Origin of the sequence: Phytohabitans rumicis (assembly GCF_011764445.1) — a bacterium.
Classification (GTDB): Bacteria; Actinomycetota; Actinomycetes; order Mycobacteriales; family Micromonosporaceae; genus Phytohabitans; species Phytohabitans rumicis.
This window is the reverse complement of the sequence record NZ_BLPG01000001.1, coordinates 4,867,370-4,889,887: the sequence shown is the minus strand read 5'-3', so window position 1 is coordinate 4,889,887 and position 22,518 is coordinate 4,867,370. Positions and strand designations below refer to the sequence as shown.

Sequence of the window (22,518 nt, the reverse complement as noted above, 5' to 3'; positions counted from 1 at the left end):
ATAGTGCGGCGTCAGCCTCCGACGCGGATCAGGCGGGCGGACAGGTGCGGCGACAGGCTGTGGCCGACGGCGGCCATCTCCTGGGCGTACAGCAGGGCACCCTCGACGATGCCGAAGAGGCGGTGACCCGCGGTGACCTCCTTGGCGGTCGCGGTACGCACCACCGCGTCCGTCGCCATCTCCAGTTGGAGGCCCTTGGTCCGGCCGATGTACAACTCCATGATCCCGGTCGGGTTGGTCAGCAGCGCCTCGACGTCGTCGGTGGGCCGGCCGTCGTCCAGCACCGGACGCCACCAGCCGACCTCCCGCATCGCCGGGCGGACCGGCTGGCTCTGCTCGTCGAGGATCCACGCCCGCGACTCGTAGTGCAGGAACGGCCGGCCGTCGTGGCTGATCCGGATCTCCTGCGCGTAGTCGAAGTCTTCGATCGTGGGGAAACCGCCGCGTCCACGCCCACGCCACAGCCCGACGTACGGCAGCAGACCCAACAGCGCCGGGTGCAGGTCGGGACCCTTGCGCAGGTCATGCGTGTCCTCATAGGGGTACGGATCGACGGGCGGTGCGTTGAGCCAGGGCGGGGGTCCGATCGGGTTGTCAGTCACCAGCGTCCTCTTGAGATGCGCACGGCCAGATAGACCAGGCCACCGGCCAGCGCGCCGAAGCCCGCAACCAGCAGGCTGACGAACCCGATCTCGGTAACCATGACGGGCCAATCCTATGCTGACCGTTATGGCTCGCACTCTCGTCGTCAAGGTCACGGCCGGCTCGGACGCACCGGAACGATGCGCGCAGGCGTTCACCGTGGCCGCCACCGCCGTGGCGGCCGGGGCCGAGGTGTCGCTGTGGCTGACCGGCGAGTCGAGCTGGTTCGCGCTGCCGGGGCGGGCGGCGGAGTTCTCGCTGCCGCATTCGGCCCCGCTCCCGGACCTGCTCGACGCCGTGCTGGCCGGCGGCCGGGTCACGTTGTGCACCCAGTGCGCCGCCCGGCGCGAGATCACGCCCGACGACGTCCTCCCCGGCGTACGCATAGCCGGCGCCGCCGCCTTCGTCGAAGAGACCCTCTCCGACGACACCCAAGCCCTCGTGTACTAACCCCCCTTTCCCGCCCCGCCCCTTTCGCGCGCCCATGTCTGCGCGTCTGCCCCGTTGGCGCCTCTGCCCCGTTTGCGCGTCGATCAAGGGCATATGGCCGTGCTTTGATCTCTTTTCCACGACCGTTTGCCCTTGATCGACGGGGTTTTCCTTGATCGGCGAGGCCCGCGGTGGCACTCACCCGACGGGCACCGCGACGCGCGGGCCAGGCCGCGGGCGGCCGTCCTGGAGCGAGCCGGCTCGCTGCGATCGACGTGTAGATGTTGACGACCTTCTGTTGTTGGGACAGCACTAAGTCGTCAACATCTACAAATCACCCCGCGCCCCGCGCCCGCCCCCGATCAAGGATTTCCCCGCCGATCAAGGGCAAACGGTCGTGGAAAGGAGATCAAAGCACGGCCATATGCCCTTGATCGACGTGGAAGTCCTTGATCGACGCGGCCAGGGTGGGGTGGGGTGGGGTGGGGTTAGCAGGGGGTGGTTATGCGGGCGTCGGCTACGGAGTCGTTCAGCTCGATCGAGGCGGACGTTGACGCGGTGCGGTAGGCGAGCAGTTCCGGGGTGTCCAGTACGACGGTGGCGCCCGCCGGCCTCGGCAGCGGCGTCGGGGGCGTGCCGGCCAGGTCGCCGCTCGCCTCGACCGTGCGTACCGTGCCGCCGTCGGGGCATGGTGCCTCGGCGGTGGTCACCTCGGACGGCGTGACGCCCAGCGCGGACAGTACCGGCTCCACCGCACCCGGTTCGGCTTGCGGCGGCGCGGCGTCCAAGTCGGCGCCCGGACGGCAGCCGGTGCCGACGCTCACCACCACCACGCCGGGGGCGGTCACGCTGCCGCGTACTGTCACGAACTCGCCCGCGTCGGCCCGCAGCGTGTCCTGCTCCTTGGCGTGGCGCGTGCGAGCGCCGTACGAGGGCGGCAGGCTCTTCGCGAGCCGGTCGAGCAGCGCCGGCCCGTCCGCCTCACCGGTGTAGATGGTGACGTCGCGCCCCAGGGTCTGCCCCGAGCGAAATGGGGTGATGCGGCAACCGTCCGTCACCTCGTACCCGGAAATGTGCAGGACCACGTCGGAGCCGCCGGCGGCGGCCAGCTCGCCCACGGCGCGGTCGACGATCGGCCGGGCCTGCTCGATGCTGCGCTGGTCGCGGACGGTGGGCGGGTCGCGTCGGACCGAGGCGTACGCGACGGCGGCGAGGACCACCGCCCACGCCACGGCGATGGCCAGCAGCCACGTACGGCGGCGCGGAGGTGCCGGGGCTGGCAGGGTCACCTGGCCATGGTGCCAGGCGGCGGCCAGGCCACGTCCGTTAGGGCGCGGCGAGGCGGTAGCCGACTCCGCGTACCGTCTCGACGGCCGGCCCGCCATCGGCGGCCCGCAGCTTGCGACGCAGGCGCTTCACGGCCGAGTGCAGGATCGAGGTGTCGCCGAGGTACGCGCCGCCCCAGACGGTGTCGAAGAGCCGCTCGTACGTCCACACGCCCACCGGCGCGCTGGCGAGTCGGGCGAGCAGTTCGCGTTCGAGGCGGGTCAGCGCCAGCGGCTGGTCGCGCCAGGTGACCAGGTGTCCGGCGGTGTCCACGACCAGTTCGCCGAGGCGCACCGGGGCGCCGGCCGGCGGCGGGGCGGACCGAGCGGCAGGGCCGGGAAGAGCATCGCCCGCAGCTCCGACAGGTCGGTGCAGAGCACGACCGCGCCGCAGTCGTCGAGCCGCCGGACCACCCGCTCGCGCACCGCCACATCACTCGACACACACACCACGAACGGCACGTCTCCGTTGACCACCGCAGTCCTCCCCCAGGTAAGCACTGTCGGGTGCGTCCAGCCAACGCCCCGCCATAGACCAAGTCAACTACAAAGTCGGTTTTCTGCCCGAGAACTGCCCGACGCGCGCCATTGATCACCACCACTGCACGCAACAGAGTGACTGCATGCTGAGGTCACTGGTGCTTGGTTTGACGACGGTGCTCGCGGTGACAGCGCAACCCGCTGTCGCGTTCGCGGCTGATCCGGAAGCCGCCATTAGCAAGGAGGTCCTCGCCGAACTGGATGCGAAGGGCAGCACGGGCTTCGTGGTCTACCTGCGCGAGAAGGCGGATCTCAGCAAGGTCGCGAAGAAGAACGTGTACGGCGAGCTGACCGCCACCGCCACCCGTACGCAGGCCGGGGTGCGTGCCGACCTGGACGAGCGCAAGGTGGACTACAAGCCGTTCTGGATCGCCAACGCCATCTGGGTGAACGGCGACAAGTCCACTGTGGACGCCCTCGCGGCCCGGGGTGACGTGGAACGGATCGAGCCGGCGCGGATCTACCCGAAGCTGGCGCCCGAGGTGGCCGACCCCGCCCCGTTGGCCACCGAGTGGAACATCAGCGCCGTCGAGGCGCCGCGGGTGTGGTCCGAGTACGGCGTACGCGGCGAGGGCATCGTGGTGGCCACCATCGACGGCGGCGCGCAGTACGACCACCCGGCGCTGGTCAACCAGTACCGGGGCAACCTCGGCAACGGCACCTTCAACCACAACTACAACTGGTACGACCCGGGCGAGGTGTGTCCCAACCCGGCTCCCTGCGACGACGAGGACGGCCACGGCACCCACGTCGCGGGTACGGCGGTCGGCGACGACGGCGCGGCCAACCAGATCGGCGTGGCGCCCGGCGCGAAGTGGATCGCGGCCAAGGGCTGCGAGTTGACCGGCTGCCCGCTGACCTCGCTCCTCGCCGCCGGCCAGTGGATCGTCGCCCCGACCGACCTGGCCGGCGCCAACCCGCGGCCGGACCTGCGCCCCGACGTGGTCAACAACTCGTGGGGTGGCGGCCAGAACGACCCCTGGTACCAGCAGACGATCTCGGCGTGGACCGCGGCCGGCATCTTCCCCACGTTCGCGATCGGCAACTCCGGTCCGGCGTGCGGCACCGCGAACGACCCCGGTGACCAGCCCGGGTCGTACGCCGTGGGCGGGCACGACATCAACAACGTGATCTACAACCGGTCCAGCCGCGGTCCGTCCGCAGTGGACGGAGGCATCAAGCCGGACATCAGCGCGCCGGCCGTCAACGTGCGATCCAGCGTGCCGGGCAACGGGTACGCGGCGTTCAACGGCACCTCGATGGCGGCACCGCACGTGACCGGCACGGTCGCGCTGCTGTGGTCGGCCGCGCCCAGCATCCGCGGCGACGTCGCGGCGACCCGGGACCTGCTCGACCAGACCGCGATCGACGTGGACTCCACCAGCTGTGGCGGCACCGTCGCGAACAACAACAACTTCGGCGAGGGCCGGCTGAGCGCGTACCGGGCGGTCACCGCGGCGCCGCGCAGCAACCTGGGCCGGGTGACCGGCCTGGTGACCGGCGACGACGAGCCGCTGGCCGGCGCCACGATCAGCAGCGGTGGCCGCACCACGACGACCGGCCCGGACGGGCGGTACTCGCTCAGCGCCGAACCCGGCGAGCAGGTCATCACGGCGACCCGGTTCGGCTACGCCACCCAGTCGGCGACCGTTTCGGTGCCCGAGGGCGGCGCGGTGACCCAGGACTTCGCGCTGGTGAGCGCCCCGACCGTCACGGTGAGCGGGCGGGTCACCGACGGGTCCGGACACGGCTGGCCGCTCGCCGCCACCATCCAGGTCACGGGACGCCCCGGCGAGCCGGTGCGCACCGACCCGGCGACCGGCCGGTACGCCTTCGAGGTGTCCGGCGGCGCGACGTACCGGATCACGGTCACCACCCGCTACACCGGCTACCGGACGGTGACCCGCGACGTGGTGGTCGGCGACGCCGACCTGACCGTGGACGTCGTGGTGCCCGTCGACCCCGGCTGTACGGCGATCGGCTACGCGGCCGGCTTCGAGCCGCCGATGCTGACGGAGGCGTTCGACAGCCAGCAGGCGCCGGCCGGCTGGTCGGTCGTGAACCGCACGCCGAGCGGCGGCTGGACGTTCCAGGACACCCGCAACCGGGGCAACCTCACCGGCGGCTCGGGCGGCTTCGCGATCATCGACAGCGACGCGCTCGGCAGCGGCAACACGCAGGACACCGACCTGATCACCCCGCCGCTGGACTTCTCCGCCGCGCCGGCGCCGTACGTGCGGTTCAACAGCGACTGGCGTGCGGTCGGCACCACCGACAGCGCCGACATCGACGTCTCCACCGACGGCGGGACCACCTGGACCAACGTGTGGCACCAGACCGCCAGCCGGCGCGGGCCGCGGGTCGAGGAGGTGCCGCTGGGGCCGGCCGGTGGCGCCGCGAACGCCCTGGTGCGCTTCCACTTCCGGGGCACGTTCGCCTGGTGGTGGGAGGTGGACAACGTCCAGTTCGTGAACCGGGCGTGCACCCCGATCCCGGGCGGCCTTGTCGTCGGCGACGCCACCGACGGCAACACCGGCGCGAGCCTCGCCGGCGTACAGGTGACCAGCGTGGACGCGCCCGGTGACACCGGCGCGTCGCAGGCGGACGGCTTCTACTGGCTCTTCTCGTCGCTGGTCGGCGCGCAGCGGTTCACCGCGGCGAAGTCCGGCTACCAGCCGCAGACCAAGACGGTCGCGGTGGCGGCGAACAGCGCCACGCGGGCCGACTTCCCGCTCGCCGCCGGGCGGCTGGCGGTCTCGACCACCTCGGTCGAGGCGTTCCAGCCGTACGGGAGCACGCGCTCCACCACGGTCCGGGTCACCAACACCGGTAACGCGCCGGCGCAGGTCGACCTGCTGGAGATGACCGGCGGCTTCGGCCTGCTGAGCGCCGCCGGCGCCCAGCTCTCCGAGCGCTACCTGCCGGGTGGGGCCCGCAAGGAGCGGGTCAGCGACGGCAAGCTGCCGATCGGGACCTCGACCCAGCGGCCCGCGCCGCTCGTCGAGGACGCGTGGGGCCTGGTCGCCGACTACCCGGTCGACATCTTCGACAACGCCGCCACCGTCGTGGACGGCAAGGTGTACTCGCTTGGCGGCGGCGCGACCGGCACCGAGCGCCTGGTCTACCGGTACGACCCGGCGGCCAACGCCTGGACCAAGCTGGCCGACCTGCCGAGCGCCCGTTCCAAGGCGGCGGCCGCGACGGTCAACGGCAAGATCTACGTGTTCGGCGGGTGGGACGAGGCCGGCGTGCCGGTCGCCTCGGTCGACGTCTACGACCCGGCCAGCGGCGCCTGGAGCACGGTGCCTGGCGCGACCAACCCGGCGCCGCGCGCGGCGACCGGCGTGGCCGTGGCGGGCGGCCGGGTCTACCTGGTGGGCGGCTGTGTCGACGGCTCCTGCACGGACGCCGCCGACCTGGTCGTCTTCAACCCGGCCACCGGCACGTTCGCGACCCGGACCGCCTATCCGCACCTGTCGTCGTACATGTCCTGCGGCGGCATCGGGGGCAAGGTCTACTGCGCCGGCGGCGCGTCCAGCGTGGCGCACCGCGACGCGTACGCCTACGACCCGGTCACCAACCGCTGGACCCGCCTCGCGGACCTGCCGTTCGACCTGTGGGCCTCGCAGTTCTCCACCGCTAGCGGCCTGCTGGTGATCGCCGGTGGCGTCACGAACGGGCTGAGCACGATCACCAACCGGGCGGCGGCGTACGACCCGACCGCGAACGCCTGGCGGGTGCTGCCGAACACCCGGTTCAGCCGCTACCGGGGCGCCGGAGCCTGCGGCGTGTACGCGATCGGTGGCGCGCCGACCCCGTTCGTCGGCTCCTCGGAGACCGAGCGGCTGGGCGGGCTGGACCTGTGCGACGAGGTCGGCAACGTGCCGTGGCTCGCGACCACGCCGACCGCCTTCACGCTCGCGCCGGGCGCGTCCCGCAACGTGACCGTCACGCTCACCGCGACGGCCGCCGCCGGGGTCGCCCAGCCGGGGACGTACACGGCACGCCTGGGCATCCGGTCCGACACGCCGTACGCGGTGCCGCAGGTCGCGGTCCGCACGACGGTCTCGCCGCCGGCGAACTGGGGCAAGGTGCAGGGCACAGTCCTGGGTACGACGTGCGGCGGCAACCAGGTGGGCGTGCCCGTCGTCATCCGCGTCATCTCGGTCAGCAACTCCGCCGTCGGCTACACGGTGCTCGCCGACACGTCCGGCCGGTACGGGTACTGGGTGCCGCAGGGGCAGTACGACGTCGTGGTCGCCAAGGACGGCTGGCTACCCGAGTCCCAACGCGTACGGGTGAGCGCCGGGTTCGCCCTGACCGTCGACTTCGCACTCGAACCCCTGGAACCCTGCCCACCCACTTTGGGCGGCATCTGACCCAAACGATCAGGGCGTCCCTCCATACGAGGGACGCCCTGATCAGGGAGTAACTAGGCGACGGTGACGCCGACCTGGTTGATGCCCCGGTTGGCGGTGACGGTGGCGTCGCCGTTGCCGTGGCGGGAGAGCGCCCGCAGCGTCCAGGTGCCCGGTGCGGCGAAGAAGCGGAACTGGCCTTCCGGAGAGGTGACCACCTCGGCGGTGAACTCGCCGGTCGAGTCGAGCAGCCGCACGTACGCGCCGGCCACCGCCTCACCCGAGTCCGCCACGACCGTGCCGGTGATCACGGTCTCCTTCTCCAGGTCGACGCTCGCCGGGATCGGAGCGGCCTGGTCCGGGGCAGCGCAACCCGCCGCGGCATTGGTCGATGTCACAGCAGTCATTGTCACGCCTTCCCAGGCTCGTCGCCGAGCGCGACCGGCACGCCCACCAGCGAGCCGTACTCGGTCCACGATCCGTCGTAGTTCTTCACGTCCTGGTGCCCGAGCAGCTCCTTCAGCACAAACCAGGTGTGCGAGGAGCGCTCGCCGATGCGGCAGTAGGCGATGGTGGGCTTGCCGTCTTCGAGCCCGGCCTCGCCGTAGATCTGGCGCAGGTCGTCGTCGGACTTGAACGTGCCGTCCTCGTTGGCGGCCTTGCTCCACGGCACGCTGAGCGCCGTGGGGATGTGGCCGGCCCGCTGCGCCTGCTCCTGCGGCAGGTGCGCCGGGGCGAGGAGGCGGCCGGCGTACTCGTCGGGGGAGCGCACGTCGACGAGGTTCTTCACGCCGATGGCGGCGACCGTCTCGTCGCGGAACGCGCGGATGCTCAGGTCGGGCTCCTGCGCGGTGTACTCCGTGGCCGGGCGGCTCACCGGGTCCTTGGTGAGGGTGCGGGCGTCGAGCTCCCACTTCTTGCGGCCGCCGTCGAGCAGCTTGACGTCGCCGTGGCCGTACAGCTTGAAGTACCAGTACGCGTAGGCCGCGAACCAGTTGTTGTTGCCGCCGTACAGGATGACGGCGTCGTCGTTGCCGATGCCGCGCTCGGAGAGCAGGGCCTCGAACTGCTCCTTGTTGACGAAGTCCCGGCGTACCGGGTCCTGCAGGTCCTTCTTCCAGTCCAGCTTGATCGCGCCGGGAATGTGGCCGCCGTCATAGGCGGCCGTGTCCTCGTCGACCTCGACGAAGACGACGCCGGGCGTGGCGAGGTTTCCCTCTGCCCAGTCAGCCGATACGAGTGCAGTGTCGCGACTCATCGAATGAGCTCCTTGTGAGGATTGATTCGAGGTCTGCGCGCGGGCGCTTCACTTTGCCGTAGCGCGCGACCCATGGTTTGGGACGGATCACGGGTACGTGCGACGGCGCCACTGCCGGGCGTAGTGAACTTCAGGGGATACGCAAAACCGGCCCCGCCGTCAGATGACGGGGCAACACAGGCAGGTGGCCACGCGGCACAGGTCGACCGCGCGCCGTTTGGTGAGGAGCGTCCCCATGGGCAGGGAGCTTACCAGCCGTTCTTCGGCCCGTCACAGGAGCGACTCACCATCCGGGATGGGGAGCAAATCGGAATCCAGGTACAGCGCCGTCGCGCGCCACCCCGGCTCCTACCCCAACCGAAGGTGAAGCCTTACCACTGGTTCAGGGGCACGTTCTGGGCCGAGGCCGAGACGGTGAGGCCCTCCGGGAGCGGCTCGACGCTGCGCACGTTCAGCTGGAACGGCAACTCGGGCAGGGCCATGTTGACCGAGATCTGCCGGGCGTACTGGTTGATCGCGGACTGCGCGCCCGCGACGTTCGGCAGGTCGTCCGAGGTCAGGTTCTCGAAGTTGATCCGCACCTGGTTGTCGGCGACGGTCAGCTTGGCGGTGCCGCTGACGGTGATCCGCTGGCCGAGCACGTCGAGCGGCGCCGTGACGGCCAGGTTGCCGTCCTGCTCCGACAGGCGCAGGCCGGGCTGGTTCATTAGGTCCACGATGCTGGCGTACGCGATGGTGGCGGTGCCCTCGACGGTGCTGGCCACGACGTCGCCCTGGCCGCTGCGGATGGCGTCGAGAGGTGCCGACACGTCCCGGGCGTCCACGTCGAGCTGTGGCAGCCGTACGCCGTTGCCGGCGACGGTGCCCTCCAGGTCGCGCAGGCGGATCGAGATCGACTCGTACCGGCCGGACAGCACCTGGGTGAGGAACGGGAAGCCGCCGATGCCCACCTCGGGCTGGGACGCCTCGATGTCCTGGGCGACCAGCTCCTTGGCGATCTCGTCGCTGATGGTCCGCTCGGCCACGCTGGCGGCCACCCGGTCGGCGACCGCGAGCAGCCCACCGAGGATCACCAACAGCACGATCAGCACGACAAGCAGCCGCCGGCCCCACCGCCGCCGCCGCGGCGGCGCCGACACATCTCCATACGTGTACGTCGTCACGGCGCCGTTTATACCCAGCTTTCCTGTGTCTCAGTTATGTCTTCGGTTATGTCAGGAACAGGACGCACATCCCATATGCCGCCGGCGCGGCGAGCGCGAACCCGCCGAGCGGGCCCTGCATGTGCCGGGCGATCCACATGGTGGGCGGCTCACCGGCCATCTGGCGACCCGCCTCGGCGTACCCCGTGGCAAGGTCGGCGAGGCCGGCCGCACCCGCCGCGACCAGGCCGACCACGGCGGCGCTCGTCGGCGTGAACCCGACCAGGTAGCTGCCGATGACCGCGGCGACCAGCGTGCCGGCCATCGCGCCGAAGACGACGCCCGCCGCGCCGCGGGGCACCTGCGGCGCCAGGCGCGGCCAGGCGAGCACCGCGTCGGTCAGCCGCGCGACGATGAGCGAGATCCCGGTCGCGGCCAGGCACACGAAGATCGCCTGGGTGCCCAGCGGCACCCGGCCGAGCACGATCAGCGTGGCGAACGAGACGACGCCGACCACGATGAGCAGGGTGGCGCCGAGCGAGTCGGTGACCCGGGCCCGGTCGGCTGGGCGGATGAGCTGCCCGACCACGCCGACCGCGAACCCGCCTGCGGCGACGTATCCCAGCGGCGCGATCGTGGCGGTCTGCGGCAACACGGCGGCGAGGTCGGCACCGAGCGCCACGATCACGCAGACGCCCGCCACCACGGGCAGCGCGGGCGGCCTGATCGCCATCGTCCAGGCCAGGATGAAGAGGAGCTGGACCCCAAAGATCACGATCGCGTACGGGATGCGCGCGCTCCCCGGGCCGGCCGTCTGCGCACCGAAGATCAACCCGATCGTCAACAGCACGGCGAACCCCGCGATGGCGGCCGATAGCCCGGGACGTACCGGAACGACCTCCACCTCTTCGGGCTCGTCGTCGGCTTCGGCGGCCGGCGGGCTGGGGCGCGCCATCGCCGCGGCGATGGTCGCCGCCGGTGAGCCCGGTGCGGGCGGGGCGGGCGGCGGCGGACCGGGATCGGCGGCGGGGGGCCCGCCACGGCGCGCACGCCGTGCGGCCGCCCGTTCGCGCCGTTCGTCTCGCGGTCCGACCTCGGGGGAAGAGGGGAACACGGTGCGATCCTATGGCGCTTAACCGATCTTGGGATTATCAGTCGCCATATCGGACAAACGGACACGACATCAGCAAGATCGGCGGGTGGAAGGTCACACCGTTAACCCCTGATAATCGGTTAAGCTACCCCGGAGTCGCCTAGAAGCGACTCCCCCCGTCAGCGACGCCGGGATCCTGACGCCACCAGAGCGGCGTCTCGTGGACGGAGGTTCGGTGTGGAAATCTTGCTGCTGGTAACGGCGCGTGCCGGTGAGCCTTCCGCGGTGCTCCCGGCGCTCGACCTGCTCCCCCATTCGGTGCGCACCGCGCCTCGCGATGTGCGCACGCTGGTGTCCGGCCCGAGCCCGGACGCGGTCATGGTGGACGCCCGTTCCGAGCTTTCCGAGGCCCGCGCGACGTGCCGGATGCTGCACGCCACCGGGCTCGGCGTCCCGCTGGTCGCGGTGGTCACCGAGGCCGGCCTGATCGCGCTCAACGCCGACTGGGGCGTCGACGACGTCATCCTGGCCAGCGCCGGTCCCGCCGAGGTCGAGGCCCGCCTGCGCCTCGCGGTCGGCCGGCTCACCAACGCCACCTCGGGCGCCGGTGGGCTGATCCGGGCCGGCGAGCTGACCATCGACCCGGACACGTACGCCGCCAAGCTCAAGGGCCGGCCGCTCGACCTGACGTACAAGGAGTTCGAGCTGCTGAAGTTCCTGGCGCAGCACCCCGGCCGGGTGTTCACCCGCGACCAGCTCCTGCGCGAGGTCTGGGGCTACGACTACTTCGGCGGCACCCGCACGGTCGACGTACACGTCCGGCGGCTGCGCGCCAAGCTCGGCTCGGAGTACGAGTCGATGATCGGCACGGTCCGCCAGGTCGGCTACAAGTTCGTCGTGCCGCCCAACCGCCCGCTGCCCGACTCGGAGCCGGCGCCGCTGCCCGTCTGACCCCGAAAGCGCCGTAAAGCGCCACCTAGCTCCGGCTGGGTGGCGCTTTGCTGTATGCGAGGTAATTGGTCGATATCCACGTTAAAGAACTAAAGCGCGATTTATCCTTAGCGCCGTGTCCGTTACGAAAGGGACCGGTGAGACCGGCGATGCCACACCGTCCAACGCGCGTACCGTGGCCATCGTTGCTCTTGTGATCGCCGCGGTCGTGACCAGCGCGTACTTCGTCGGCCGGATGGCCGGGACGGACACCGGCGGCCGGGTCACGATGGCCTTTCCGACGGACAGCCCGACGCCCTCGAAGCGCGCGCCCCGGCCCGCCGCCCAGCGGCAGCGGCCCGTGGTGGCTCGGCTGCCCGCCGTCCAGCCCATCACCGGCCCCAACCGCCCGCCGCTGCCGGCCGAGCGTGGCGGGCCGTACGGCAGCCGGAAGACCACGGGTACGCCGGAGGTCGCGCTCACGTTCGATGACGGTCCGCACCCGACGCACACCCCGCAGACGCTCGCGCTGCTGCGCAAGTACGGCATCAAGGCCACGTTCTGCCTGGTCGGCGTCAACGTGATGGCGTACCCGAGGCTGGTGCGGACGATCGCCGCGGACGGGCACACGCTGTGCAACCACTCCTGGCGCCACGACACCAAGCTCGGTCTGCGCTCCCGGCCCGACATCCGTACCGACCTGCTGCGTACCAACAAGGCGATCATGGCTGCGGCGCCGGGCACCCGGGTCTCGTACTACCGCCAGCCCGGCGGCGCCTGGACCGCCGCCATCGTCGGGGTGGCCCGGGAGCTGGGGATGACCTCGCTGCACTGGACCGTCGACCCGCAGGACTGGCGCAAGCCGGGCGCGGGCAGCATCGCCGGCACGGTGAACGCCAGCACGACCCGCGGCGCGATCGTCCTGCTGCACGACGCCGGCGGGGACCGGCGCGGCACCGTGGCCGCCCTGCGCTCGATCCTGCCCAACCTGAGCCACCGCTTCCGGCTCTGCGCGCTGCCCCCGGGCGTCGATCCGCCCCGCCTGCACGGCCGTGAGCTACCCCTCAAGCCGGGGCAGGTGTAGGGCCCTGTCCCGATACCGTGGCGACATGACAGCGGTGCAGCCCCTCGTCGCCCGGGTGGACCATCTGACCCCGGACGACGTGCACGACGTCCTCGGGCTGGCCCAGGCGGCCGGCGACACCGACGGGGCGTACCCGCTGTCGGAGCACGTCGTGCTGCACATCCGGCACGGCGGCGACGCTCCTGCCGTACACCTGCTGGCGAAGGACCACGACGGCGCGCTCGTGGGGTATGCGCACCTGGACACGACGGACGAGGTCGAAGGCGCTTCGGCCGAGCTGGTCGTGCATCCGCTGCGCCGGCGGCACGGCCTGGGCCGCGCCCTGGTGAAGGCGGCGATGGAGGTCACCGACGAGACCGACCCGCGCGGGCGGCTGCGGCTGTGGGCGCACGGCGACCACCCGTCGGCCGGGGCGCTGGCGCTCGGCCTGGGCTTCACGCGGGCCCGGGTGCTGCTACAGATGCGGCGGTCGCTCTTCGCCCCGCTGAACGAGCCGCTGGCGCCGGACGGGGTGGTGGTGCGCCCGTTCCGGCCTGGCGAGGACGACGCGGCCTGGGTACGCACCAACGCCCGCGCCTTCGCCAGCCACCCGGACCAGGGCCGCTGGACCCTGCGTGACCTGCGGTTGCGGATGGCCGAGCCGTGGTTCGACCCGGAGGGCTTCCTGCTCGCGGTGCAGGCGTCGACCGGCCAGCTGCTCGGCTTTCACTGGACCAAGGTGCACGGCGGCGACGCCGCGCACGAGCACGAGCCGATCGGCGAGGTGTACGTGCTGGGCGTCGACCCGGAGGCGCACGGCGCCGGGCTGGGCGCGCTGCTGACCATCGCCGGCCTGCGGTATCTGCGGGGGCGCGGGCTGGACCAGGCCATGCTCTACGTCGACGAGTCGAACAGCCCCGCCGTGGCCCTCTACACCCGGCTCGGGTTCGCTCTGTGGTCGACGGACGTGAGCTACCACCGCGTGATAAATCCGGTAACGGTCGCGTCAACGTAACGTCGCGTGACGATAACGGCCGTGCCCCTATATCGGATATTTCCGGCACCAGTCTCTCAGTTCACGTAACGGACAACTCTCCCTCAGCATCGCGCCACCTTGCCAAGGTCACGTGTTCACCCTCAGTTCACCCGTGCCGGGGATGCCGGCTACCTCGCGCTCTTAGCGTCGCTTTTGGTCGGGCCAGGCCATGGCCGGACGCTTCCCAAACAGAGAGGCATACCTGAGGTGAACCGCAACGTGCTCTCGCGGCGCGTCCTCGCCGGCGTCGCGCTTGCCGCGCTCGCACTGGCCGGCTGTGGTAGCAACGACGATGACGGTGGCAGCACCGGTTCGGGTACTGACAGCACCGCCGGTGCCAGCGATTACGCCAGCCTGTCCGGCGACCTGAAGGGCGGCGGCGCCAGCTTCCCGAACGCCTTCTACACGGAGGCGATCGCCGAGTTCAAGGGCGTGGCGTCGAAGCTGAACGTCACGTACAACTCGGTGGGCTCGGGCCAGGGCAAGAAGGACTTCGGCGCCAACCTGACCGACTTCGCGGGCACCGACAGCACGGTCAAGGACACCGACGGCGTGGCCGCGGGCTCCTTCCTGTACGTGCCGACCGTGGCCGCGCCCATCACCGTGTCGTACAACCTCAGCGGTGTGGACAAGCTGCAGCTCAGCCCGGACACGCTCGCGAAGATCTTCCAGACGGACATCAAGAAGTGGAACGACGCGGCGATCGTCGCCGACAACCCGGGCGTGACGCTGCCCGACAAGGCGATCACCGTGGCGCACCGCGCCGACGGCTCTGGCACCACGAACAACTTCACCAAGTACCTCAAGGCCGCGGCGCCGGACGTCTGGAAGCTGGACAGCGGTGACACCGTCAACTGGCCGGCCAGCACCCAGGGCGCCCAGAAGAACACCGGTGTGGCCCAGCTGATCAAGCAGGCCGACGGCGGCATCGGCTACGTCGACTTCAGCGACGCCAAGGAGAGCGGCCTCACGTTCGCCGCGATCAAGAACAAGGACGGCCAGTACGTCGCGGCGAGCCTCGACGGCGCCACGGCGGCCCTGGAGGGCGCCACGATCAAGGAAGACCTCACCTATGACCCGCTGAACGCGGCCGGTGCGACGACCTACCCGATCACCGCCCCGACGTACATCCTGGTCCGCACCAGCTACACCGACGCGGCCACGAAGGCAGCGGTCAAGGGCTTCGTCAAGTACATCCTCTCCGAGGGCCAGACCCTCGCCCCGAGGTGGACTACGCGCCGCTGCCGGACGCGCTCAAGACGAAGGCACTCGCTCAGCTCGACAAGATCCAGTGACCTATAGCAGCTGAGGCACCCCCTGCGGGGCGGGATCGACGATCCCGCCCCCGGAGGCGTCCCAAGCCACCGGAGTGAGACCTTGACGACTCAAACACAGCCCAGACCCTCACCGGCACCCACCCTGACCGGCGGGGGCGGCGGCCCACGGGCCGATCGCTCCTTCATGGGGTTGACCATCGCGGCGGGCCTGGTCGTGCTCGCCGTCCTCGCGCTCATCCTGATCACCACCACCCGGGAGGCGTGGCCGGCGTTCAGCGAGATGGGGCTCAGCTTCATCACCAGCAAGACTTGGGACCCACCCGCCGAGGTGTTCGGTGCGCTGGCGTTCATCTTCGGCACTGCCCTCGTGTCGCTGATCGCCCTGATCTTCGCGGTGCCGGTGTCGCTCGGCATCGCGCTCTTCCTCACCGAGCTGGCCCCGCGCCGGCTCCGCGCGCCGGCGGTCACCGTGATCGACCTGCTCGCCGCGATCCCGTCGGTGGTCTTCGGCCTCTGGGGCGTGCTCGTGGTGGCGCCCAACCTCGTCCCGGTCTACCGGGGATCAACGACGTGCTCGGTGGGATTCCGGTCATCGGCAGCGTCTTCGCCGAGCCGGTCGGCAGCGGCCGCAGCTTCATGACGGCCGGCCTCATCCTCGCCATCATGATCACGCCGATCATCACCTCCATCTCCCGCGAGGTCTTCAGCACCGTGCCCCGGGCGGACAAGGACGCGGCGCTCGCCCTCGGCGCCACCAAGTGGGAAATGATCAAGGGTGCGGTGTTCCCGCACAGCTTTGGGGGATCGTCGGCGCGGTCATCCTCGGCCTCGGCCGGGCCATGGGCGAGACGATCGCCGTGGCGCTCATCATCGGCGGTTCCACCCAGATCACAGCCAACGTGTTCGCCAGCGGCAACGCCATGCCCGCGGTTATCGTGGATCAAATCGGCGAGTCCACTGGGACCTTCACAGCCGCCCTCATCGGCCTCGGCGTCGTGCTCTTCGCGCTAACGGTGATCATCAACACCACCGCGCAGTCCATCGTCCGCAGAGCCGAGATCCGGATGAAGGGAGCGGCGTCATGAGCCAGCCCGTCATCGACCTGACCCGCGGCGCGCTCTCGGCCCGCCGCCGGATCACCAACCAGCTGGCTCTCGGCGCGATTGGGCTCGCCCTCGTGATCGCCGTCATCCCGCTCGGCCTCGTCGTCTACTCGGTCATCGCCAAAGGAAGCGGCGTGATGAGCGGGGAGTTCCTCACCGCGGACATCTCCCTCTCGCAGCGCCGAGCCGGCGGCGGCATGGGCCCGGCGATCGTCGGCACGCTGCTCATCACCGGCATGGCCGCCCTGATGGCGATCCCGCTCGGCGTGCTCGGCGCGATCTACCTGAACGAGTACGGCAAGCAGAAGCCGCTGGCCCGGCTCATCCGGATGCTGGCCGACATCATGACCGGCGTGCCCTCGATCGTGATGGGCCTGTTCATCTACACGATCTGGGTGCTCACCTTCGAGGCGCGGACCGGCTTCGCCGGCGCGCTGGCGCTGGCCTGCCTCATGCTCCCGGTGGTCATTCGCAGCACCGAGGAGATGCTCAAGCTGGTGCCCGACGAGCTGCGCCAAGCCAGCCTCGCGCTCGGCGCGCGCAAGTGGCGCACCACCGTGACCGTCGTGCTGCCGGCGGCGGTCTCCGGCATCACCAGCGGCGCCCTGCTCGCGATCGCCCGGGCCGCGGGCGAGACGGCACCCATCGTCTTCGTCGTCGGCGCGGTCAACAACCCCAACTGGAACCTCTTCGACGGGGAGAGCACCGCCCTGCCGGCCCAGATCTTCAGCAACGCCAGCCTGCCGTTCCAGGTGTCCCAGGACCGTGCCTGGGGTGCCGCGCTGACCCTGATCGCGATCGTCCTGATCTTCACGATCGTCGCCCGCATCATCGCCAACCGCTTCGCGATTAAGGAGCGCTGACACCATGACCAACACGCCCGCCGTCAACATCACCAAACCCGTCACGGGGTGGGGCGCCGTTGACACCCCACACGTAGCCGGCGTTCCGGTGATGGACCTGCAGGACGTCAGCGTCTTCTACAGCAGCTACGAGGCCGTACGCGGAACGTCGATGCCGATCCGGCAAAACCAGATCACCGCGATGATCGGCCCGTCCGGCTGCGGCAAGTCGACCATCCTCCGCTCGCTGAACCGGATGAACGACCTCATCCCGGGCGCCCGGGTGGCCGGCAAGGTGACCTACCACGGCCAGGACCTGTACGCCAAGGGCGTCGACCCCATCCAGGTGCGGCGCCGGATCGGCATGGTCTTCCAGAAGCCCAACCCGTTCCCGAAGTCCATCTTCGACAACGTGGCGTACGGCCTGCGCATCAACGGCATCAAGGGCAACCTCAGCGACCAAGTCGAAGAGGCGCTCACCGGTGCGGCCCTGTGGGACGAGGTGAAGGACAAGCTCAAGATGAGCGGCCTGTCCCTGTCCGGCGGCCAGCAGCAGCGGCTGTGCATCGCCCGCACCATCGCCGTACGGCCCGACGTGATCCTCATGGACGAGCCCTGCTCCGCCCTCGACCCGATCGCCACCGGCAAGATCGAAGACCTGATGCACGAACTGGCGAAGACGTACACGATCGTCATCGTCACGCACAACATGCAGCAGGCCGCGCGGGTGAGCCACTACACCGCGTTCTTCACCGCCGAGGTCGACGAGAAGCAGGTCCGCCACGGGCGGCTGGTCGAGTTCAGCGAGACCGGCAAGCTCTTCACCAACCCGACCGACAAGCGCACCGAGGACTACATCACGGGCCGCTTCGGCTGAGCCTTAGATGCAAGGAAGGGCACCTTGTTATCGCTTTTTGCATAGCAAGGTGCCCTTCCTTGCATCGCTCGCTCAGGGGACGTGCAGGCGGACCGTGCCGTCGGGCGCGACCTCGGCCCGTGGGGTAACGGGGGTGGCGGCGTCCCGCGCGGCCGCCGCGGCCAGGACGCCAGCCACATCCTGGTACACGGCCAGCTCGCCCAGCATCACGACGGTCGGCGGCAGCATCGCTATCTTGCCCGCCTCGTAGCGCGCGACGGCCTCTCCGGGACGCACCCACATCGTGTGGTCGGCCTCCCCGGACACGTCCCGGGTCCGCTGCCCCTCCGGTAGGGCGGCCACGAAGAAGTACGTGTCGAAGCGGCGCGTCTCGAACTCCGGCGTGACCCAGCGCGCCCACGCCCCGAGCAGGTCGCCGCGCAACACGAGGCCACGCCGGGTCAGCATCTCGGCGAACGGCAGCTCATGACGTACCAGCCGCTGCCGGTCGGACTCCCAGTCGTCGCCGGTCACGTCGGCCACCAGCGCGCCGGTGCCCGACCCGGCGAGCAACACGCCGGCCTCCTCGAACACCTCCCGCGCCGCCGCACACACCACCGCCTGGGCCTCGCCCGGCGGGCGGTCCAGCCGGTGCATCCAGTCCCCTGCCGACGGCCCCACCCACCGCAGGTCCGGGTCACCGTCGACCGGGTCGACACCGCCACCCGGAAACGCGTACATGCCGGATGCGAACGCCATCGACGCGGCACGCCGCAAGACGTACGCCTCGAAGCCGCCACCTTCGGCGGGCCGCAGCAGCACGACGGTAGCCGACACCCGCGGCACCGGCGCCGGACCGCCTTCGCCGGCTCGCCAAAGACGCGCCCGTTCTACGAGCGCATCCGGCAGCCGCCACCCCTCGTACTCCGTCATCGTGCTCAGTATGCCCGTACGATCGCTGGGCATGAGCGAGCAGAGCTTGAGGGACCGTGTGCGGTGGGGGATCCTCGCTACCGGTGGCATCGCCACGACGTTCGTCAAAGACCTGCGGCTCTTGCCGGACGCCGAGGTCGTCGCGGTCGGCTCTCGATCCACCGAGGCGGCGCAGGCGTTCGCCGCCGCGCACGACATCCCCGCGCGTACGGCTCGTGGGCCGAACTGGCGCAGGACGACGACATCGACGTGGTGTACGTCGCGACCCCGCACTCGGCGCACTATGCGGCGGCCCGGATCTGCCTCGAAGCGGGCCGTGCGGTGCTGTGCGAGAAGCCGTTCACCCTCGACCTCGCCACGAGCGTGGAGCTGATCGACCTGGCCCGGGAGCGCCAGCTCTTCCTCATGGAAGCCATGTGGATGCGCTGCAACCCGGTCATCCGCCGCCTGTCCGAGGTGGTCGCGGACGGCGCGATCGGCGAGGTGCGTTCGGTGCATGCCGACTTTTCGCTGGCCGGCCCGTTCGAGCCGACGCACCGGCTGCGCGCGCCGGAGCTCGGCGGTGGCGCGCTGCTCGACCTCGGCGTGTACCCCATCCACCTGGCGCACCTGCTGCTCGGCGTGCCCGACCACGTACGCGCCTGGGCGAAGCTCACGCCCGAGGGCGTCGACGAGAACACCGGCATGATCTTCGGGTACGACTCCGGCGCCCTGGCCGCGCTCACCTGCGCCCTCGTGCGCGGCACCCCGGTGGCCGGCCTGATCACCGGCAGCGGCGGCCGGATCGAGCTGCCGCCCGCGTTCTTCGCCGCGCGCGAGTTCGTGCTGCACCGGGACGGCGCCGAGCCGGAAGTCTTCCGCGGCTCCGGCGAAGGCACCGGCTACCACCACGAGGCCGCCGAGGTACACCGCTGCCTGCGGGCCCACCAACTGGAAAGCCCGCTGGTCCCCCACCGCGTCACCCTGGAGGTAATGCGCCTCCTGGACGACATCCGCACCCAACTCGGCGTCTCCTACGCCCGTTGATCATGAAGTTGTCACCGGCGGGAGCGCTCTCCCGCGGCGATAACTTCATGATCAACGGGGCGGGGATCAGAAGAGCGGGCGGACCACCAGGTAGGCCAGGCTGGCGATCAGGCCGGCCGCGGGGAAGGTCAGGATCCAGGCGCCGACGATGTTGCCGGCGACGCCCCAGCGGACGGCGGACAGCCTTTTGGTGGCGCCTACGCCCATGATCGCCGACGTGATCGTGTGGGTGGTCGAGATGGGCGCGCCCAGCACGAGGGCGTTGAAGTAGAGGACGGAACTGGCCACCGTCTCGGCGGAGAACCCCTCCGCCGGGCCAAGGTCGATGATCTTGCGACCGAGGGTGCGGATGATCCGCCAGCCGCCGGCGTACGTGCCGAGCGCCAACACCGTGGCGGACGTCCAGAACGCCCACTCCGGGATCGTGTCGGCGCTGTCCTGGTAACCACCCACGTACAGCGCCAGGACGACGATGCCGATGGTCTTCGCCGCGTCCTGCATGCCGTGCCCGACGGACATCGCGGCCGCGGACACGGTCTGCGCCCGGCGAAAGCCGCGGTTGAGCTTGCTGGGCTGACCCTTCCGGAAGATCCACATCACCGCGAGCATCATCAGGTAGCCGAGGGCGAAGCCGACCAGCGGCGACACGATCATCGGCAGGATCACGCTCTTGGTGATGCCGCCCCACAGCACAGTGCCGGAGGCGGTGAGCGTCGCGCCCACCAGGCCGCCGATGAGGGCGTGCGAGGAGGAGGACGGCAGGCCGAAGTACCAGGTGATGAGGTTCCAGACGATGGCACCGAGCACGCCGGCGAACACCACGCCGAGGCTGGCCTGACCCGTCGGCAGCTCGACCAGGCCGCTGCCGACCGTCTTGGCCACATCCGCGCCGAAGTGGGCTCCGATGAAGTTGCCGACCGCGGCCATGGCCAGCGCCACCCGGGGGGTGAGTGCGCGCGTGGAGACGCTCGTCGCGATGGCGTTGGCCGCGTCGTGGAACCCGTTGGTGTAGTCAAACGCCATCGCAATGAGGATCACCGCGATGACGGCGGCGAGTTCGGCGCTCAAGGGTTTATGACTCCTTGACCGCGATTGTCTCGACCGTGTTCGCCACGTGCTCGAACGCGTCGCAGGCCGCCTCCAACTCGTCGGCGACCTCCTTCATCTTCAGCACGGTCAGCGCGTCGTACTCGCCGGAGAAGAGCCGCACCAGCAGCATCCGGTACGCCCGGTCGCCGTCGTTCTCCAGCCGGTTGCACTCGATCCAGTAGTCCTCGAGCGCCTTCATGGTCCGCAGCCGGGGCATGGCGTCCGCGGTCAGCTTGGCCTGCTGGTCCAGCACGGCGACCAGCTCGTGCATCTCCCGGGGCAGGGCCGGGAGCTTGGTGAGGCCGTACAGGTAGAGCAGGCTGCCGACCGCCTCCAGGTGGTCCATCACGTCGTCGAGCTGCGAGCCGAGCCGGTAGATGTCCTCCCGGTCGAACGGCGTGATGAAGGTTGAGTTGATCTTCTTGTACAGCTCGTGGGTGAGCTGGTCGCTGTCGTGCTCCACCTCGGTGAGCCGCTCGCTGACGGACTGCACGTCCACCCCGGGCAGGGCCAGCTCGTTGAGCAGCTCAGTACCGCGCACCAGGTTGTATGCGGCCTTGGTGAAGAGCTCGTAGAACGCCCCTTCGGTGGGACGGAAGGAAAACTTCACAGCGCGAACCTCATGCCGGTGGAGTGGACGTCACGTGTCGGGGACATGCTATTCATGCCCGGACCAGCGGCGACTCGCGGTCCGCCGCCAGCCGCCGGCGCTCCTCCTCGAGATCAAAATCCGGCTTCGGGTACGACAGGTGCATGTCCCGAAATGTCTCCAGCACGAGGTTCGCCACCGCCCAGTCGCGGTACCACTTGCGGTCGCCCGGCACGACGTACCAGGGGCGTGGTCGGTGCCACACCGGCTCAGCGCGTCCTGGTAGGCGGCCTGGTAATCCGCCCAGCGCGCCCGTGCGTCCACGTCCGCCGGGTTGTACTTCCAGTGCTTGGTCGGGTCGGTCAGCCGCTCCAGCAGCCGTGCGCGCTGCTCCTCGTACGAGATTTGCAGCATCACCTTGACCAGCGCGTAGCCGTTGTTGACCAGCTCCTGCTCGAAGCCGTTGATCTGCCAGTACCGCGACTTCCAGGTCCGCTCGGTCACCAGCGAATCGACCCGCGCGACCAGAACGTCCTCGTAGTGTGACCGGTTGAACGCGCCGACCCGACCGGCGGCGGGCAGGGCGCGCCGGATCCGCCACAGGAAGTCGTGCCGGCGCTCCTCCTCGGTGGGCGGGCCGAAGGCGACGATGTGCAGGCCGAGCGGGTTCATCGCACCGGCGACCTTCTTGATCGTGCCGTCCTTGCCACCGCAGTCCATCGCCTGCAGCACCAGCAGGAGCCGCCTCTTGTCGCCGGACGCCTTCGCCGCCGCGTACAGCATCTCCTGATGCCGGGCGAGCTCCGCGCCCAACGGCGTGAGCTGCTCGCGGGCCCAGCCCTTCACATCGTCGCCGGTCACCTTGCGACCGGGAAGGCCGGGCGTGGATCGCGGGTCGATGCCCGACAGGTCCACCGCCGGTCCGACCCGCAGGAGAGCGCGTACAGAGGTCATTTACCGATCATCGCGTACCCGGTGCGGGTACGC

Annotated in this window: 22 protein-coding genes and 2 pseudogenes; 11 read left to right on the top strand and 13 right to left on the bottom strand. The window is 70.3% G+C overall.

Going from position 1 to position 22,518, the window contains the following annotated elements:
- Nucleotides 1–11: 11 nt before the first annotated feature.
- Both Prum_RS21980 and mtfM read right to left on the bottom strand, forming a co-directional pair.
- A complete protein-coding gene (locus tag Prum_RS21980; RefSeq protein WP_173084018.1) occupies nucleotides 12–605 on the bottom strand; it encodes a heme-binding beta-barrel domain-containing protein in 594 nt (197 codons plus the stop codon).
- Entirely contained in the window at nucleotides 599–703 is a 105-nt protein-coding gene (mtfM, locus tag Prum_RS53880; protein WP_269746704.1) for a small membrane protein MtfM, read from the bottom strand. The genes Prum_RS21980 and mtfM overlap by 7 nt, the downstream gene beginning before the upstream one ends.
- A 14-nt stretch (nucleotides 704–717) precedes the next feature.
- Here mtfM and Prum_RS21975 point away from each other — a divergent pair, with 14 nt between their 5' ends.
- The gene (locus Prum_RS21975; protein ID WP_218577304.1) at nucleotides 718–1,092 is read left to right on the top strand and encodes a DsrE family protein; all 375 of its coding nucleotides are present in this window, start codon (nucleotides 718–720) and stop codon (nucleotides 1,090–1,092) included.
- A 467-nt stretch (nucleotides 1,093–1,559) separates the two neighbouring features.
- Here the strand turns inward: Prum_RS21975 and Prum_RS21970 are convergent, their stop codons facing one another.
- Together Prum_RS21970 and Prum_RS21965 are read right to left on the bottom strand one after the other, a co-directional pair.
- A complete protein-coding gene (locus Prum_RS21970; RefSeq protein ID WP_173078224.1) occupies nucleotides 1,560–2,360 on the bottom strand; it encodes a hypothetical protein in 801 nt (266 codons plus the stop codon).
- A gap of 37 nt (nucleotides 2,361–2,397) precedes the next feature.
- Nucleotides 2,398–2,828 (bottom strand): annotated as a pseudogene (locus Prum_RS21965) (winged helix-turn-helix domain-containing protein).
- A 191-nt stretch (nucleotides 2,829–3,019) separates the two neighbouring features.
- On the opposite strand from Prum_RS21965, the gene Prum_RS21960 reads away from it, so the two are divergent.
- Nucleotides 3,020–7,315, top strand: a complete 4,296-nt coding sequence (locus tag Prum_RS21960; protein ID WP_173078223.1) for a S8 family serine peptidase — start codon at nucleotides 3,020–3,022, stop codon at nucleotides 7,313–7,315.
- 53 nt (nucleotides 7,316–7,368) lie between these two features.
- Here Prum_RS21960 and Prum_RS21955 read toward each other — a convergent pair whose 3' ends face one another.
- From Prum_RS21955 to Prum_RS21940, 5 genes are all read right to left on the bottom strand, one after another.
- A complete protein-coding gene (locus Prum_RS21955; RefSeq protein ID WP_173078222.1) occupies nucleotides 7,369–7,701 on the bottom strand; it encodes a DUF1416 domain-containing protein in 333 nt (110 codons plus the stop codon).
- A gap of 2 nt (nucleotides 7,702–7,703) precedes the next feature.
- Nucleotides 7,704–8,552, bottom strand: coding sequence for a sulfurtransferase (locus Prum_RS21950; protein WP_173078221.1), 849 nt, complete (start codon nucleotides 8,550–8,552; stop codon nucleotides 7,704–7,706).
- Nucleotides 8,553–8,711: 159 nt separating this feature from the next.
- Nucleotides 8,712–8,789 (bottom strand): Ms5788A family Cys-rich leader peptide, encoded by a 78-nt coding sequence (locus tag Prum_RS55115; protein ID WP_322791022.1) that lies wholly within the window; start codon nucleotides 8,787–8,789, stop codon nucleotides 8,712–8,714.
- Nucleotides 8,790–8,923: 134 nt separating this feature from the next.
- Nucleotides 8,924–9,715, bottom strand: coding sequence for an LmeA family phospholipid-binding protein (locus Prum_RS21945; RefSeq protein ID WP_246278026.1), 792 nt, complete (start codon nucleotides 9,713–9,715; stop codon nucleotides 8,924–8,926).
- Between the two features lie 46 nt (nucleotides 9,716–9,761).
- Nucleotides 9,762–10,808 carry a hypothetical protein gene (locus Prum_RS21940; protein WP_425571469.1) on the bottom strand — a complete coding sequence of 349 codons (1,047 nt, stop codon included), beginning with the start codon at nucleotides 10,806–10,808 and terminating at the stop codon, nucleotides 9,762–9,764.
- Between the two features lie 216 nt (nucleotides 10,809–11,024).
- Here Prum_RS21940 and Prum_RS21935 point away from each other — a divergent pair, with 216 nt between their 5' ends.
- From Prum_RS21935 to pstB, 8 genes are all read left to right on the top strand, one after another.
- Nucleotides 11,025–11,738 carry a winged helix-turn-helix transcriptional regulator gene (locus tag Prum_RS21935; RefSeq protein WP_173078219.1) on the top strand — a complete coding sequence of 238 codons (714 nt, stop codon included), beginning with the start codon at nucleotides 11,025–11,027 and terminating at the stop codon, nucleotides 11,736–11,738.
- A gap of 115 nt (nucleotides 11,739–11,853) precedes the next feature.
- Nucleotides 11,854–12,801 carry a polysaccharide deacetylase family protein gene (locus Prum_RS21930; protein ID WP_246278025.1) on the top strand — a complete coding sequence of 316 codons (948 nt, stop codon included), beginning with the start codon at nucleotides 11,854–11,856 and terminating at the stop codon, nucleotides 12,799–12,801.
- A gap of 25 nt (nucleotides 12,802–12,826) precedes the next feature.
- Nucleotides 12,827–13,795 (top strand): mycothiol synthase, encoded by a 969-nt coding sequence (gene mshD / locus Prum_RS21925; RefSeq protein ID WP_173078218.1) that lies wholly within the window; start codon nucleotides 12,827–12,829, stop codon nucleotides 13,793–13,795.
- Nucleotides 13,796–14,035: 240 nt separating this feature from the next.
- A complete protein-coding gene (gene pstS, locus Prum_RS21920) occupies nucleotides 14,036–15,118 on the top strand; it encodes a phosphate ABC transporter substrate-binding protein PstS (RefSeq protein WP_246278024.1) in 1,083 nt (360 codons plus the stop codon).
- Nucleotides 15,119–15,277: 159 nt separating this feature from the next.
- A complete protein-coding gene (locus Prum_RS51745) occupies nucleotides 15,278–15,733 on the top strand; it encodes a PstC family ABC transporter permease (protein ID WP_246278023.1) in 456 nt (151 codons plus the stop codon).
- A 199-nt stretch (nucleotides 15,734–15,932) separates the two neighbouring features.
- Nucleotides 15,933–16,178: a hypothetical protein gene (locus Prum_RS51735; RefSeq protein WP_246278718.1), complete on the top strand. Its 246-nt coding sequence runs from the start codon at nucleotides 15,933–15,935 to the stop codon at nucleotides 16,176–16,178.
- Nucleotides 16,175–17,059, top strand: a complete 885-nt coding sequence (gene pstA / locus Prum_RS21910) for a phosphate ABC transporter permease PstA (RefSeq protein WP_173078217.1) — start codon at nucleotides 16,175–16,177, stop codon at nucleotides 17,057–17,059. The genes Prum_RS51735 and pstA overlap by 4 nt, the downstream gene beginning before the upstream one ends.
- Nucleotides 17,060–17,063: 4 nt before the next feature.
- Nucleotides 17,064–17,915, top strand: a complete 852-nt coding sequence (pstB, locus tag Prum_RS21905) for a phosphate ABC transporter ATP-binding protein PstB (protein WP_173078216.1) — start codon at nucleotides 17,064–17,066, stop codon at nucleotides 17,913–17,915.
- A gap of 72 nt (nucleotides 17,916–17,987) precedes the next feature.
- Here pstB and Prum_RS21900 read toward each other — a convergent pair whose 3' ends face one another.
- Nucleotides 17,988–18,827: an NUDIX hydrolase gene (locus tag Prum_RS21900; RefSeq protein WP_173078215.1), complete on the bottom strand. Its 840-nt coding sequence runs from the start codon at nucleotides 18,825–18,827 to the stop codon at nucleotides 17,988–17,990.
- A 31-nt stretch (nucleotides 18,828–18,858) separates the two neighbouring features.
- Between Prum_RS21900 and Prum_RS21895 the strand changes: the two are divergent.
- A pseudogene (locus tag Prum_RS21895) lies at nucleotides 18,859–19,853 on the top strand (Gfo/Idh/MocA family protein).
- 66 nt (nucleotides 19,854–19,919) lie between these two features.
- Here Prum_RS21895 and Prum_RS21890 read toward each other — a convergent pair.
- Genes Prum_RS21890 through Prum_RS21880 form a run of 3 tightly spaced genes read right to left on the bottom strand, consistent with a single transcriptional unit; the run spans nucleotide 19,920 to nucleotide 22,485 of the window.
- Nucleotides 19,920–20,921 (bottom strand): inorganic phosphate transporter, encoded by a 1,002-nt coding sequence (locus Prum_RS21890; protein ID WP_173078214.1) that lies wholly within the window; start codon nucleotides 20,919–20,921, stop codon nucleotides 19,920–19,922.
- Nucleotides 20,922–20,925: 4 nt separating this feature from the next.
- On the bottom strand, nucleotides 20,926–21,552 hold the full coding sequence (locus tag Prum_RS21885) for a DUF47 domain-containing protein (protein WP_173078213.1): 627 nt from the start codon (nucleotides 21,550–21,552) through the stop codon (nucleotides 20,926–20,928).
- Between the two features lie 48 nt (nucleotides 21,553–21,600).
- Complete coding sequence (locus Prum_RS21880; protein WP_246278022.1) at nucleotides 21,601–22,485, bottom strand: PPK2 family polyphosphate kinase; 885 nt, start codon at nucleotides 22,483–22,485, stop codon at nucleotides 21,601–21,603.
- Nucleotides 22,486–22,518: the final 33 nt, after the last annotated feature.